Genomic DNA, 14,793 nt, shown 5'->3' on the forward strand with positions numbered 1-14,793 from the left:
GTTCCTGCTGAACTAGACTCGTGATCGTACGTTCATTATAGCTTCTTCCAGAAAATCCGATAAATAGATGCTAGTTATCTCTTCATAACGAGGACTTATAGATGGAGCCGCCGGCAAACTCTTATAATCGCCGCTAATAAACGTATAACATATTCGTATTTTCCCGATCGGCCGCGTGAATGGTACAGTCTTCGTATCTCACGAAGGAGGAAGGTGCCGCAGTTGATCGACTTGAAACGGGAATCGCTCGAATTGCACAAGAGGCATAGAGGGAAGCTGGAGGTCGTTCCGAAAGTTCCGCTCGGCAACAGTCAAGATTTGAGTCTCGCTTACTCGCCGGGGGTCGCGGTGCCTTGTCTGCATATCGCCGACGACGGAACGAAAGCGTACGACTACACGGTGAAAGGCAACCTCGTCGCCATCGCGACCAACGGCACCGCCGTGCTCGGCCTGGGCGACATCGGGCCGCTCGCTTCGTTGCCCGTCATGGAAGGGAAAGCGGCGCTGTTCAAGTCGTTCGGCGGCGTCGACGCCGTGCCGATCTGCCTCGATTCGAAAAGCACGGACGACATCGTCTTTGCGCTGACGCTGCTCTCCCCCACGTTCGGCGGCATCAACCTCGAAGACATCGCCGCCCCCCAATGCTTCGAAATCGAGGAACGGCTGAAGCGGTCGTGCGACATTCCCGTCTTCCACGACGACCAGCACGGGACGGCGATCGTGACGGCGGCGGGATTGATCAACGCGCTGCGTATCGTCGGCAAAACGCTGGACCGGGTACGGATCGTCGTGAACGGAGCGGGAGCGGCCGGAATCGCCACGGTCGACTTGCTCCACGCGATGGGGGCGGCCGACATCGTCCTGTGCGACACGAACGGGATCGTCTACGAAGGCCGGCCGAACGGGATGAATCCGGTCAAAGCGAGAGTCGCGACGATCACGAACCCGCGCGGCCTGCGCGGGGCGCTGCGGGACGCCGTCCGGGAGGCGGACGTCTTCATCGGGGTATCGGCGGCGGGTGCGCTGCATCCGGACATGCTTCGTTCCATGGCTCCCGGCGCGATCGTCTTCGCCTTGGCCAACCCCGACCCGGAAATTATGCCGGAGGAGGCGAAGCGAGCCGGTGCGGTCGTCGTCGCGACCGGGCGGTCCGACTATCCGAACCAGATCAACAACGTGCTCGCCTTCCCGGGCGTTTTTCGCGGAGCGTTGGACGTTCGCGCCGCCGAGATCAACGAAGCGATGAAAATGGCGGCCGTCTATGCGATCGCCGGCTTGATCGCCGAGCCGGAGCTGCGCGCGGACTACGTCGTCCCGGCGCCGTTCGACCCCCGGGTGGCGGAGAGCGTCGCCGTCGCCGTCGCATCCGCCGCGCTGGAAACGGGCTGCGCGAGAGCCGCGCTGCCGGAGGAGGAAATCGTGCGGCGCATCCGGCGCTGAACGAAATCGAAACAAGCTCTTGACCGTCCGCCTTTCGGCGAGCGTCAAGAGCTTGTTCGGTTTCGCGATTCAAACGGTTATGGAACGGTGTTATCGTATTCGGAGGGTGACCGTTCGGACTAAACGTTTCGTTAGGCGGTCGAAGAATTTGAAACGGGCTATCGAACGAGGAGCGGCTTCACGTCATCGATTACTTTCTCCAGCTGTTTCGAGCAGCGGGCGTACATGCTTTTCGCTTCCCGTTCGTTGGTCGAGAGGCCGAACATTTCGAGATCCGCCTCGCATTTTTTCAAAGTCGCGAGCAGCGCCGCTTTCGTTTGCGGCTGCGGCACCTTCAATTGGTCGTCGTACAGGTCGACGAACAGCTGTCCGGCGCTGTCGACTTGACCGAGGAAGACGTTTTCGACGGCGACGCCCGTCTTTTCCAGCTCGGTTTGCAGCCAGTCCCGGTTCAGGCCGAGCGTGGCCAGCGGCTCGTCCATGATTTCCCCGTCCATAATGACCGCCTGCGGCTCCTGCTCGGGCGCGACGCGGATGCCGAGATGCTTCGGCGTCAGCGGCTGGTTTTCCTTCGTCAGCAGCACATTGACGTCGCCGCTCGGCTCCATGATGGCGAATTCCACGTCGGCCGTCCGGAACACGTTTTTGCGGCGCAGCTGCTGCAGCAGCTCGTCCGTCGTGAGACGTTCCTTTTTCAGATTGTCCTCCAAAATTTTGCCGTCCTTGATCAGCACGGTCGCCCTGCTGTCGATAATGTCCCGCGCCCGCTTGCTTTTGATTTGCAGCCATTCGATCCCGAGAGAGACGCCGACCCATACCGCTATGGCCACGAGCCCCAAGTACCACGTCGACTCCAAATCCAGCGAGACGTAAGCGGCCAAACTCCCGATCGTAATCCCGGTGATATACTCGAACAGCGACAGCTGGGACACTTGCCTTTTCCCCAGCAGCTTCGTCATGACGAACAGCACCGCCACGGCCAGCAGCGTTCGCAGCGCAATTTCCGCCCAATCCGGCATTTTGCGTAATCCCCCCTCCGTTCCGCTACGGGAACGGCATTTTCGATAGTGAATTCGACATTGATTATCCCCCATAAAATGATCCGATATCCATATATTTGTAAATAAATCGCAGTGCGGATTTGCATAACGAAAAGGCGAAGCCTGCATGAATGCGGGCTTCGCCTGGAAGGCTGGCGACCGTGTGACGGTTGGCCGTCAAGAATGACGGGGCGTGTCGTCGCTTTCGCGCGGATTGTTTTGCGCCGGCTGCACTTCGTGGTTGTTAACGACTTGATCCGCGTAATTGGGATTCGTGTTGTACTTGTTTCCTTCGTTGTCCTTCATCCCTTTGGGCATCCGTCTCACCTCCGTCCGTCTCGTCTCGGCCGGTTGGTTCGTCCGGGATCGCGCGCGATTTCCACGGACTTCCACCCCAACCTCTCCCATAGGATGCGACCGGATTCGACGAAACATGCACGGATCGGGGAGACGTCTGCGGGACGCGCTCAAAAGCAAGTGAACGAATCGATCTGTCTCAGGTCGATGCCGAAGTACATCCAGAAAAATCCGTTCCAGCGGAAGCCCGAGACGGAGCGCTGCCCCACGAAGATCGGGAAAAACCAAAACTGCTGCCCGTTATGCAGCCAAACGTACGTGTTGCGGTACAAGCATCCGGAAATCGCCCCGGGATCGACCGCATACACCGAGGCGGCCGGCTTATGCGGCGTGTACGCGGGCGGCGGCGACGTCGGCTGGCCCTGTTGGCCCTGCTGCCCCGGAGGTCCGAACGGCGGCTGTTGGCCGAACGGTCCTTGAGGACCGAACGGCCCCTGCTGGCCGAACGGCGCTTGGGGGCCGAACGGTCCTTGCGTTCCTTGCTGGCCGAACGGCCCTTGAGGACCGAACCAGCCCCCTTGCGATCCCGACGGACCATAGTATCCTTGCTGTCCCGCTTGCGACCCTCCTTGTTGGCCGAACGGCGGCATAAACGGCGTTAACATGCTCACTTTCCTTCACTCCTTCTGGTTCGCTTGCCGTATCCTATGCGAATGCCCACAAGGAGGATTGGGCATAAGCCCGTTTGCCGCGACTTTCGCCTGGGGGATTTATCCGCGCGCCGCCTCCGTCTCTTCGTCGTCCGGCTCGACGTGCTCGACCAACCGGTCGAGCCGGGCCGTCTGGCAGCCGTAATCGTACATCGCCGCCGCGACGATCAAAAGACGTTGCGACCCGTCCCGCCCTTCGCCGTAAAAATCCGTCGCCCGTTTCATGAACAGATCGTTCGCCTCCTCGGCCGGCGTCGAATCCCAGCTTCCGGGCTTCAGCTTGTCGTCGTATTTCAACAGCACGTGCTCGTGGAACTTGATCAGCTTCTCCAAATGGCGGTCGTAGCTTTTGTTCATCTCCGGCGTCCGTTCCGCCTGGAAAAAATGCTCGTGCACCGCCTCGAGCGCTTCGAACCCTTTTTGCAGCGCGTACAGCATTTGCTTGTCCACGACGAGCCGCCGCGATTGCCGGAATTTGGCGCGCTTCAGCTTTTTCTGCTCTTCTTCGAGCAGCTTGTATTTCGCCGCAAGCGATGCCAAGCCGTCCTGCAGCTCCTGCTTCCGTTCACGGAACACCTTCTCCTTCATTTCGTCGGAAATGGCCGTGCGGAGCAGCAAGGACAGCTGCGCGAACACCGCGCGCACCTGCTCGTGAAATTGCTCCTTCGGCTTCGGGGGAAGAAAGGCGACGTTGATGACGAATGCCGATACGATGCCGATCAAGCTGAGCAGAAACCGGTTCAAGGCGAATTCCCACTGTCCGGACGCTTCCATGACGGCTACGACGGTGACGAGCGTCAGTCCGACCGTCTCCTCCATGCCGAATTTGATGCACAGCATGATGACGACGACGCAGACGACTCCGATGGCGATCGGCTCGTTGGACAAAAACGTGCCGGCCAGCATCGCGATCGCCGCGCCGACCGTGTTCGTCTGCACCTGCTCGAGAAAGTAGCGCCACGAGCGGTAAATCGAAGGCTGCATGGCGAATATCGCCGCGACGGCGGCGATGACGGGAGGAGTGAAGTGGAGCCATACGCTTGCGTACAAAGCCAGCGTGACGGCGATCCCCGTCTTGAGCATGCGGGCGCCGAAAGTCATCGCGTTCACTCCTTCTTCGGTCGTGTCGGTTAACTAGCTGAATTATACATGGCGGGCCGCCGTCTCGACAAGGCGACCGCCGGCAGCCCTCGGGTCGGCCCTTTCATCCCGCCTCCGCCTCCGTCGACTCCGGCGGCCGAGGCCGGAACCGGAGCCCCGCGAGGACGAACAGCGCGTATACGCCGCCGAGCGCCACGAACAGGCTGGACAGCGAAACGTGCTGCAGCAGCCATCCCCCGGCGTTCGGCCCGATCAGACTGGCGATCGAGAAATGAATCGACGCGAGGACGTTGGCGGTCGGCAATATCGCCTTCGGCAGCAGATCGGCCGCATAGGCGAGTCCGAGCGAATAGAACGAGCCGATCGCGCCTCCCGCGACGACGAACAGCGCTCCGACGATCCAGACGTTCGCTCCCGCGAACGGGACGGCGAGGAAGGCGCATGCGCCGATCAGTCCGCAGCCCAGCAGCACCGGCTTCCGGCCGATCCGGTCGCTCCATATGCCGAGCGGCAGCTGCAGGATGAGGCTGCCCGCTCCGATCATCGGCAGCAGGACGGCGATATCGCCGGAGGTCAAGCCCGTACGCAGACCGTAAACGGGAAAGTTCCCGTTCATGGACGCTTCCATATATCCGTACAAAAACGACGGCAGCAGCGGAAACCAAACGAGCCGGTAGACGCGGACGAACCGGTTCGACCCGCCGCGCTCCGTTGGCCGCTCTTCCGCCCCGGCCGGCTTTTCGTTCCGCAATCGCAGGGCGAGCAGCAGGACGGTGACGAACAGCACGTTGACGACGGCGATCGGCGCCGCCTCCCCGAACCGGAGCAGCCCGATCGCGAGCGGGCCGAGCGCGAACCCGACGCCGTACGCCATACCGTATAGTGAAATGTTGCGGCCGCGCCGTTCCGCCGGCGACATCGACACGATCCACAGCTGGCTTGCATAATGGAGCGCGCTGTCGCCGATGCCGACCAGCAGCCGCAGCACGAACCAGACGATCATGCTGTCCGTGAGCGAGAACAGCATCGTCGCCCCCGTCACGAGCGAGATTCCCGCCACAATGACGGGCTTGAAGCCGTATTTTCGAACCGGACGCTCGACGACGAACATCGTCCCGAAGACGCCGATATAGAGGGCGGCGGCGTTGAGCGCGTTCAGCTCCGCCGGCACGCCCCGCTGTTCGAGCCAGATCGTGAGCAAGGGCAGCAGCAAGCCTTGGCTCGAGCCGGCCACCACGACGACGAGAATGAGCGTGACGAACGACGCGTTTCCAAACGTTGTTGCGGGCTTCATGTCGGTCTTCCTTTCCGGTAAGCTCCGTTCCCCGGGCAGCCCGATTATTGTAGCAGACGACCGCCTCGCCTGTAAACGGCGATCGACGGCGCCGTCGGACGACGTACCCGGACAGCACAAAAACGCCTTGCAGCCTCTCTGCAAGGTTCGGTTATACCTTCAAGCCGCCTGGGCGGTCCATAGGGACGTCGGGCTCACGACGTCGCAGTCCGGTCGGAGCGGTCGCTCACCAACGGGAATGCGATCGTAAACGTCGTCCCTTTCCATTTTTCGCTTTGGATGTCGATCGTTCCCTGCATTTTGCGGATAATGCCGAACGAGACCATCGTGCCGAGCCCGGTCCCTTTATCCTTCGTCGAATAATACGGCGTACCGAGCCGGTTCAGCTGATCGGCGCTCATGCCGATGCCGTTGTCCTTGATGACGAGCAGGACGAAGCCGTCCTGCTTGCTTAGCTCGATTTCCAGGACGCCGTTTTCCGTCATCGCCTCGATGGCGTTTTTGCCGATATTGATGATCGCCTGCCTCAGCTTGAACTTGTCCCCGCTGATGAGGATCGGCTGATCCGGCGTCGTGCGGCGGATTTCGATGTTCAAATAGTTCGCGTACGAGCTCAGGATGCCGCAGACGTATGCGACTTCCCGCTCCATGTCGATCGTCTCGATATGCTCCGGATCGGGCTTCGCGAGCGACAAGTAGTCCGATATGATTTTTTGCGCGCGGTCGAGTTCTTCCAGACAAATTTGACGGTAAAACGACTTCCGCTCCGGGGTCAGGTCGTTCGCACCCAACAGCTGGATGAATCCTCGTACCGAAGTTAACGGATTGCGGATTTCATGCGCGACCGAGGCGGCGATATCGCTGACGATTTTCATCTTCTCGCTTTTGATCACTTCCTGCTGGATGTAGAAGTTCGTCCGAAAATATTCCATGAAATAGACGTACAGCCCGCAAAACAGGCTTTGGACGACGATCAGCGGCATCGCCGAAATGAAACCGCTGCCAACAAGGTCGGTCAGTTGATTCGTCAGCGCGTAAAAACCAACGAGGATAAGCAATCGTACGACGAAGCTGAGTACCGCCGCGGCGGCGACTTTCCGGTAAAGCGCAAACGGGTTGCAATTCCTCGCGAAGTAGATGACAACGATGGCGGCGGGAAGAACGGACAGCGCGTACAGCAACGGGTGCGCCGTTCCGAGCGCGATCCGGTAGGCGACCAAGACGATGAACAGAAGCGCCGATACGACCGGACCGCCGATCAAAGAGCCGACGACGAGCGGCACGATCCGGAAATCGAACGCCATGCCGTTGACGACGACCGGGAACGACATCGTGCAGACCAAGGCGACGGAAAACAAGACGAACAGGACGGCGCGAAACGGCACCCTCTTGCTTTCCAGCTTCAATACGTGAGGATAAAATACGATCGGGAGGAAAATGAAGAAAAGGTTCAGCAAAAAATCTTTGACATAAGCGAGCAACGGTTCTCCCCCTAGAGAGCGTCATCGAGCTCATTATAACAAGATTCCCCATCCGCGAGTAGCGCCCGTCCCCCCTTCGCGAAACATTTTTTCACCCGATGCCAGCGGATGATCAAACACCATCAAATGTTGTGGTCGTCGTGAACTTTGGCCGGCGCGAATCTTATATCCGGAAGAGCCTGCAAGCCGTCTATTCGCGAATGACGCGCACAGCAAGAAGGGACCGTCCTACCGGACAGCCCCTTTCCGTTTAGAGGGAACGCATTTGTAGGCTCCCTACCCGTTCAAGCTCGCTTCCACCCGCACGACGGACAGCGGCGGTACGATCAGGCAATCGCGCTCCGGAGCAGTCGGCTCCGCCTTCCACCGTTTCCCGCGTTCGGCGCAGTGTTTGGCAAGCCGGACGTTCTACGGCGTTACCTTCAACGCATCGAAGGAGACGTAGTAGTTGGTCGAAGCGGCGTTCTTCGTCCAGTCCGCCTCGATTCGCAGCGTATGGGGCCCTCGCGTCAGCGTGCCCGTCGTATACATCTGCTGCTGGTAGATGGCGACGGGGTTGTAATAATCGACCGTCGTCTTGTAAACCCCGTCCACGTAAATGCGCGCTTTGCCGTAGACGAGGTTCTTCGCCGCGATCACCTTGGCCTCCGTTCCGTAGAACGGCATATCTACGTAGGCGCCCTGCGTCATACCGAGACGCTGAGAGCCTCCGATATGCTGCGAATTGGCGTACAGCGTCCAGGTGCCGGAATACTGGACGGCCGGATTGCCGCTGTCGATCGTTCCGGCCTCCGCTTGGTACGCCCGCACTTGGTCGACGTACACCGTTTCGCCGTCGCCCAGCTTATCCACGTATACTTTCAAAATGACCTTGGCGACAGTCTTGGCGCCCCACTTGGCGGGAATATCCCAGATCGTATCGTACGGCACCCAGGTCCCCGCGGAGGGAGGCACATCGACGACGGCGGAATCTCTGGCCATCAGCGTCGTCCCGTTCGCATCGAGCAGCGTCAGGTTCATGCGGATCCGGGCATCCGACGTCGAGGGGAACCCCGCAGGCGCGTAGTAGTAAACGCGCGATGCCAGCACGCCCGGTTTGACCAGGAACGATTGCGATACGGGCCCTCCCTGATCCGCACCGGTCACGGCCACGCTGACGCTCCCGTCCTTGGCCGTCGCGGAGCCTGCAACGAATTGTACCGTTCCTCGCGTGCCCTTGCGCTCCAACGTCCAGCCGGCGCCGTTGTTGTCTTCGAACGACGGATTCGCCGTCAGATTGGATACGTCGTCGTTCAGCGCACTCAGCATGACCCTCGCCCAATCGCGAATCGGTGTCCGCACGGGCGCCGTCGCATAGCTGTTCAGTTGCGTATGAACCGGCCCGGTCGCCGCCTCGGCGCGCAAGAAATCCATCAGCTCCCAGTATTCGGCGAAATGCCAGTACGGCCAGTACAGATTGAAGCTTTGCGGCGTCAGACTCTGATTCAAAATCGCCTTGTTCAGCTTGAACTCCTCGATCAGCGAGAAACGCTTCTCGTAGTACGTTCCCGCTTGTGCGATCCGATTGAGCATCTGCAGCGCCTGCGTCGCGGTCGTAACCTGCGACGGCCAAGTCGGGGTGTAGCTGAGCGCCGACGCTTCGTAATAATCGAACGTGCGCAGCAAGAGCTCGGCGCGCGTAATCTGCGCAGGCGTCTGCGCGTCGTCCACGACGTTCTCCAGCAGCTGCCTCATGCTCGCGATCTCGGCCGCGCTGACGAGCGACAAGTAGCCGGGGCTCGGGAACCAGAAATACGTCTTGTTCTTGTACGGCTGGAACCAGCCGGTCGGCGGCACCTCCGTCGTCCACAAAGTCTCCCAGAAGTCGTAATACGCTTTAAGGTCCGCCGCGGCGACGGGACCGACCGCTCGCTCGTACCATTCTTCGAGCAAATCGTCGACGTCCAGACTCGGATTCCACATCAGCTTGGCGTACACCCAATTCTTCGGGCCTTCGCCCCAATTCGGGAAGGACTCCGCAATCAGCCCGACCACGCTGTTCTGACTGGCGAACTGCATGTAGTCCGACATGACGTGCGGATAGACGCGGGGCAGTGTGTACGGCGAGCCGTAGATGTAATCGTACCAGCCCAGACTCGACGCCTTGGTCGCCCACTCCTGGGTCCGGTCCATATCCGCGGTCTTGACGTCCGCCGCCGCCCAGCCGTACCGGTCCTTCGTCAAGTACGGGATGACGTGGCTGTTCAAGGCGAACGACGGCGGATCCATCACTTCCCGGTAGGCGAGCACGCCGAAATATTTGTCCGGATGCACCTGCAGCACGCCGGCGACCACCTGGTTGACCCATCCGTAGTACAGATCCGAGAAGTCGAAGTAGTCTCCCGAATTTTTCGCAGTCGTCGTCTCGCAGAAGCCGCCCTCGTCGTTGACGCCGAGCGAGTACGACGTCGCATCGGGATGGGCGTTGAAATACTGCACGATCCGGGTGATCGCCGCCGTCACGGTATTCGGATTGGAGAAGCAGGGCTGCCACTTGGTTGTAGTGGTCGGCAACGTATTGTTGGGATAATACTCGGGATGCGATGCAAACACGGCAGGGTCGAACAGCTCGTATAGGTTATGGCCGAATTCGATCCGCCGGTGCATCCGGTTGTCGCGGGCCCACTGGATGTTCTCCGGTCCGATCGAGTGGCCCGGCGTGCCCATCGGGGCCAGCTTCCGCGAGACGAAGGCCGGCTCCTCGCGGAGCAGGACGCCCGTCGGAACCGGAACATTCGTCGCCTGCGGCACGTCCTCGCCGTCCGGGCCCGGCATCAGCCAGCGCACCCCGACGTACCGCTCGAGAAACTCGTCGACGCCGAACTCGGTTCCCCAGGGCGTTGGACCGACGATCGTGATCGTGTCGCCTGCCGAATGGATGACGAAGCCGTCTTCGTCCAGACCGGCAAGCGCGGTCGTTACCGCCGAAGGAAGCCCGGTTGTCGGGCCGACCCGAATTTTCACATACCCGCTCGGCGCGCTGCTTGCGCTTTGCACGACTTGCAGCGTAACGCCGGCGGACTTATACACGTAATCGACCAGCTTGTCGGCCGCGTCGATCGTCTGGCTGTTGGCGGTCGACTCGACGACCACGACGGCATGCGCTTGGCCGTTCTGCACGACCAGCAAGTCCGTCGGGTCGGCCGAGGCGGCCCCGGCGTTCCATCCGAGCAGCACGGCGCATAATAACAACAGCATGCCCCCAGTTCGTACTCCGATCGTTCGCATTCGCCGTTCACCCTTTCAATCGGATTGTCGTCGACGACAACCCGATTATAGCTCGTTTCCGTGGAGAACTTCGCTCAGGATGTTGACGAATGTTTCACTTTTTTGCCGATAGCCGAAAAAATGTTTGCGCCTACATCTCCATATTACCGGGCGAACAGCGGTGCGCCTTCGCTCTCTCCCAGTAATCGTCGAGCAGCTCCAGCCCGAATTCCCGGATGACGTCCTGAACGTTGAATTCGTCCGTCTCGCTCGAGATCAGCACGGAGCCGAGCAGGCCGGGATCGTGAATGCGCACCTTCGGTCCGTACTTGTTCTTGATGCTCCGGAAGTGCTCCTCGTTGTAATCGATATGGATGACCTCGCAGTCGAGGTTGATCGTCCGGGTTACGTAATGATAATAGTTCGTGCTCTGGGCGATAATCTCCCCCACCGGCGAAATAATCGCGCTCGGCGCGTGCGTGTTGATCGCCCCGGCGAAATGCGCGCGGCAGCTGTACGCCCAATATTGCTGCATCAGGCCGCCGTGGTACGCCGACGAGAACAGGATGAGATCCGGCTTCTGGCGGGCGTACCGCTCCCTCAGCCCGTCGAAGTTCAGGTCGAAGCAGATGGCGCAGGCGACCCGGCCGAAATCGGTCTCGAACACGGGCGCGTCCTTGCCGTACAGCATGCCGCCTTGCGTGCACTCCCCCTCGACCAGGTGGTTTTTGTTGTACACGCCCGCGACGTTGCCGCTGCGGTCGAGCAGCTGCGTGGAGTTGCGGAACGTTCCGTCCGGCAAGGCGCGAATCGCCGCATAAGCGATATAGCAGCGATGGTCCCGGGCGACCCCGGCGAAGAAATCGCGAATCCGGTCGCCGCGATACCGATAATATTCTTTCAACCGTTCGTACGTATAGCCGGCTCGCTCGGGACGGTCGCAGCATTCCGGCAGCACGATGAGATCCGGCCGATCGGGGAGCACCTGCTCCAGCCGATGCTCCCAATGCCCGATCATGCGGGTAACGACTTCCTCCAGGTCGGTCTCCGGACCCGCTCTCAGGAACGGCGCCGACAAGCAGCTTATTTTGACATAACGAGCCATCTTGTATTCCTCCTGTTGGTTGAAGCTTTCGTCTATCGATTCCGACATCAACGGAAACCGCCGGATCGGCAGCGGCGATCCGGCAGTTCCAGGTCGTACACCTGCCCGTTAGGGCGTTACCCGCAGCGCATCGAACGAGACGAAATAGTTCGTGGATGCGCCGTTCTTGGTCCAAGCGGCTTCGATACGAAGCACATGGGGGCCGGGCGTCAGCGGACCGGTGGCATAAATTTCCTTCTGGTATTGGACGGTGGGGTTGTAGTAATCGACCGTAGCTTTGTACACCCCGTCCACATAAATCTTTGCCTTTCCATATACGTTGTTGCGGGGAGCGAAAAGCGTGGCTTCCGTCCCGTTGAACGGGATGTCCGCGTAGGCACCCTGCGTCATGCCCAGTCGCTGCGAGCCGCCGATGTGCAGCGTATTCACATATTTCGTCCAGGTTCCGGAATAGTGTACGGTCGGGTCGGTATCGTCGACGACCGTCGGATCGCCTCCGCCCACGACCGGCGCTTCCGGTTGGTACGCCCGAACTTGGTCGAAGTAGACCGTTTCGCCGTCGCCCAGCTTATCGACGTATACTTTCAATATGGCTTTGTCGACGAACGCGGCACCCCATTTGGTCGAGATATCCCAGATCGTATCGTAAGGCACCCACGTACCGGCGGCGGAAGACGCATCGACCACGGCGGAATCTCTGGATACGAGCGTTGCGCCGTTCGCGTCGAGCAGCGTCAGGTTCATGCGGATCCGGGCCTCGGACGTCGAGGGGAAGCCGGCCGGAGTATGGAAATAAACGCGGGTGGCCAGCAGCCCCGGCTTGACGGCGAACGGCTGCGATACCGCTCCGCCCTGGTCCGCCCCGTATACCGACACGCTGACGCTGCCGTCCTTGGCTGTAGAGGGATTGGTTGCGAACTGCACCGTTCCTCTCGTGCCTTTGCGCTCCAGCGTCCAGCCGACGACCGAACCGCCGACATTCGCTTCAAAGGAAGGATTTGCCGTTTGGTTGGACGCGTCGTCGTTCAGCGCCTTCAGCATCACTTTGGCCCAATCGCGCAGCGTCGTACGTGCGGGCGCCGTCGCATAGCTGTTCAGCTGCGTGTGCACCGGACCGTTCGGCGCCTCGCTGCGCAAGTAGTCCATCAGCTCCCAATATTCGGCGAAGTGCCAGTACGGCCAGTACAAATTGAAGCTTTGCGGCGTCAGACTTTGATTCAGGATCGCCTTGCTCAGCTTGAACTCCTCGATCAGTTGGAACCGCTTCTCGTAGTACGTTCCCGCTTGGGCGATCCGATCGAGCATCTGCAGCGCTTGCGTCGCGTTCATGACCGGCGACGGCCAGGACGAAGGCGTGTAGCTGAGCGCGGACGCTTCGTAATACTCGAACGTGCGCAGCAGCAGCTCGGCGCGCTTGATCTGCGCGGGCGTCTGCGCCTTGTCCACGACGCTCTCGAGCAGCTCGCGCATGTCCGCAATCTCGGCGGTACCGATCAGCGTCAAATAGGCGGCGCTCGGGAACCAGAAATACGAGGTGTTCTTGTACGTCTGGAACCAGCTCGTCGGCGGCACTTCCGTCGTCCAGAACTGCTCCCAGAAGTCGTAATACGCTTTCAAGTCGGGTGCGGCCGCGGGTCCCACCGCACGCTCGTACCATTCGTCAAGCAGAAGGTCGACGTCCTGATTCGGATTCCACATCAGCTTGGCGTATACCCAGTTTTTCGGTCCTTCGCCCCAGTTCGGATACGACTCCGATACAAGGCCGATTACGCTGTTCTGGCTGGCGAACTGCATATAGTCCGACATGACGTGCGAGTAGACGCGAGGCAGCGTGTAGGGCGAGCCGTAACTGTAATCGTACCAGCCCAGGTTCGCCGCCTTGGACGCCCACACCTGGGTCCTCTGCATGTCCGCGCTCTTGACGTCCGCCGCCGCCCAGCCGTAGCGGTCCTTCGTCATATACGGAATGACGCGGTCGTTCAGCGAGAACGACGGCGGGTCCATCACTTCCCGGTAGGCGAGCAGGCCGAAATATTTGTCCGGGTGCACTTGGAGCACGCCGGCGACCACCTGATTGACCCAGGCGTAATAAATGTCCGACATGTCGTCGTAGCCGCCCGAATTTTTGCGGTGCGGATTGGCCGGATGATCGGGCGCCTGCTCGCAGAAGCCGCCCTCGTCGTTGACGCCGAGCGAGTAGTACGTTTCCCCGGGATGCTCGTTGAAGTACTTCACGATATTGTAGATCGCTTCCGTCACGGTATCCGGATTTGAAAAGCACGGCTGCCATTTGGATGCCTTGGCGCTCTCGCTCGGGATATACGGGACGCCGTTTCGGATCGGGAAAAACTCGGGATGCGTCGTTCCGTACACGGACGGCGGGAACAGGTTGTACAGGTTATGGCCGTAATCGATTCGATCGCGAATCCGGTTGTCGCCGGCCCACCGGATGTTCTCCGGCCCGATCGAGTGGCCCGGATTGCTCATCGGGGACAGCTTCCGGGAGACGAACGCCGGCTCCTCCCGAATCAACACGTTCTGCAGCACGGACAGATTCGCCGTCTGCGGCACGTCCTCCCCGTCGGGGCCCGGCATCAGCCAGCGGACGCCGACGTAGCGCTCAAGGAATTCGTCCACGCCGAACTCCGTTCCCCAGGAGGTCGGGCCGACGATCGTAAGGCACCGCCCGTGCGACTGGATGACGAAGCCGTCTTCGTCCAGATCGACAAGCGCTCCGGCCGCTTCCGGATGGAGTCCCGTCGTCGGGCCGACGTAAATCTTGACATGTCCGTCCGGCGCCCCGCCCTGATCGTTCAGCTGCTCCTCCGTGAGGATCGGCAGGACGGCGCCCGTAGCCTTATATACGTAATCGACCAATTTGTCGGCCGCGGCAACCGTCCGGTCGTCCGCCGTCTCTTCGACAAGCACGACCGCATGCGTTTCGCCGTTCTGCACGATCGGCAAATCCGACGGGTCGGTGGACGCGGTTCCGACGTTCCACCCGCATAAGGCCGCACACAGCAGCAAGAACGCACCCGCGCTTCGTATTCCGATCTTTGGCATGTTCTCGTCTCCCTTC

The 14,793-nt window shown here is 60.5% G+C and carries 10 protein-coding genes; 1 reads left to right on the top strand and 9 read right to left on the bottom strand.

What is annotated here, in order from left to right:
* Nucleotides 1-222: 222 nt before the first annotated feature.
* Complete coding sequence (locus DLM86_RS07815) at nt 223-1,440, top strand: NAD(P)-dependent malic enzyme (protein WP_110839427.1); 1,218 nt, start codon at nt 223-225, stop codon at nt 1,438-1,440.
* 158 nt (nt 1,441-1,598) lie between these two features.
* Here DLM86_RS07815 and DLM86_RS07820 read toward each other — a convergent pair whose 3' ends face one another.
* The 9 genes from DLM86_RS07820 to DLM86_RS07855 all read right to left on the bottom strand — a co-directional run bounded on the left by DLM86_RS07820 (nt 1,599) and on the right by DLM86_RS07855 (nt 14,777).
* Nucleotides 1,599-2,459, bottom strand: a complete 861-nt coding sequence (locus DLM86_RS07820; RefSeq protein ID WP_110839428.1) for a DUF421 domain-containing protein — start codon at nt 2,457-2,459, stop codon at nt 1,599-1,601.
* A 198-nt stretch (nt 2,460-2,657) separates the two neighbouring features.
* Nucleotides 2,658-2,873: a hypothetical protein gene (locus DLM86_RS31720; RefSeq protein WP_146250177.1), complete on the bottom strand. Its 216-nt coding sequence runs from the start codon at nt 2,871-2,873 to the stop codon at nt 2,658-2,660.
* 74 nt (nt 2,874-2,947) lie between these two features.
* Nucleotides 2,948-3,442, bottom strand: coding sequence for a transporter (locus tag DLM86_RS07825; protein ID WP_245954477.1), 495 nt, complete (start codon nt 3,440-3,442; stop codon nt 2,948-2,950).
* Between the two features lie 105 nt (nt 3,443-3,547).
* A complete protein-coding gene (locus DLM86_RS07830; RefSeq protein WP_110839429.1) occupies nt 3,548-4,588 on the bottom strand; it encodes an FUSC family protein in 1,041 nt (346 codons plus the stop codon).
* Nucleotides 4,589-4,691: 103 nt separating this feature from the next.
* Nucleotides 4,692-5,882 (bottom strand): MFS transporter, encoded by a 1,191-nt coding sequence (locus DLM86_RS07835; RefSeq protein WP_110839430.1) that lies wholly within the window; start codon nt 5,880-5,882, stop codon nt 4,692-4,694.
* Nucleotides 5,883-6,076: 194 nt separating this feature from the next.
* Nucleotides 6,077-7,363 carry a sensor histidine kinase gene (locus DLM86_RS07840; protein WP_110839431.1) on the bottom strand — a complete coding sequence of 429 codons (1,287 nt, stop codon included), beginning with the start codon at nt 7,361-7,363 and terminating at the stop codon, nt 6,077-6,079.
* 408 nt (nt 7,364-7,771) lie between these two features.
* Complete coding sequence (locus DLM86_RS07845) at nt 7,772-10,600, bottom strand: DUF4838 domain-containing protein (protein ID WP_158289380.1); 2,829 nt, start codon at nt 10,598-10,600, stop codon at nt 7,772-7,774.
* A gap of 160 nt (nt 10,601-10,760) precedes the next feature.
* Nucleotides 10,761-11,714 carry a carbon-nitrogen hydrolase family protein gene (locus DLM86_RS07850; RefSeq protein WP_158289381.1) on the bottom strand — a complete coding sequence of 318 codons (954 nt, stop codon included), beginning with the start codon at nt 11,712-11,714 and terminating at the stop codon, nt 10,761-10,763.
* Between the two features lie 108 nt (nt 11,715-11,822).
* A complete protein-coding gene (locus DLM86_RS07855) occupies nt 11,823-14,777 on the bottom strand; it encodes a DUF4838 domain-containing protein (RefSeq protein ID WP_110839434.1) in 2,955 nt (984 codons plus the stop codon).
* Nucleotides 14,778-14,793: the final 16 nt, after the last annotated feature.

It is taken from the genome of Paenibacillus flagellatus (assembly GCF_003217775.1).
GTDB classification, from domain to species: Bacteria; Bacillota; Bacilli; order Paenibacillales; family NBRC-103111; genus Paenibacillus_AB; species Paenibacillus_AB flagellatus.

Excerpts from the sequence above, each read along its gene's own strand:
- DLM86_RS07820 (WP_110839428.1), bottom strand. The coding sequence starts at position 2,459 with ATGCCGGATTGGGCGGAAATTGCGCTGCGAACGCTGCTGGCCGTGGCG.
- DLM86_RS07825 (WP_245954477.1), bottom strand. The coding sequence starts at position 3,442 with ATGTTAACGCCGTTTATGCCGCCGTTCGGCCAACAAGGAGGGTCGCAA.
- DLM86_RS07830 (WP_110839429.1), bottom strand. The coding sequence starts at position 4,588 with ATGACTTTCGGCGCCCGCATGCTCAAGACGGGGATCGCCGTCACGCTG.
- DLM86_RS07835 (WP_110839430.1), bottom strand. The coding sequence starts at position 5,882 with ATGAAGCCCGCAACAACGTTTGGAAACGCGTCGTTCGTCACGCTCATT.
- DLM86_RS07845 (WP_158289380.1), bottom strand. The coding sequence starts at position 10,600 with ATGCTGTTGTTATTATGCGCCGTGCTGCTCGGATGGAACGCCGGGGCC.
- DLM86_RS07850 (WP_158289381.1), bottom strand. The coding sequence starts at position 11,714 with ATGGCTCGTTATGTCAAAATAAGCTGCTTGTCGGCGCCGTTCCTGAGA.
- DLM86_RS07855 (WP_110839434.1), bottom strand. The coding sequence starts at position 14,777 with ATGCCAAAGATCGGAATACGAAGCGCGGGTGCGTTCTTGCTGCTGTGT.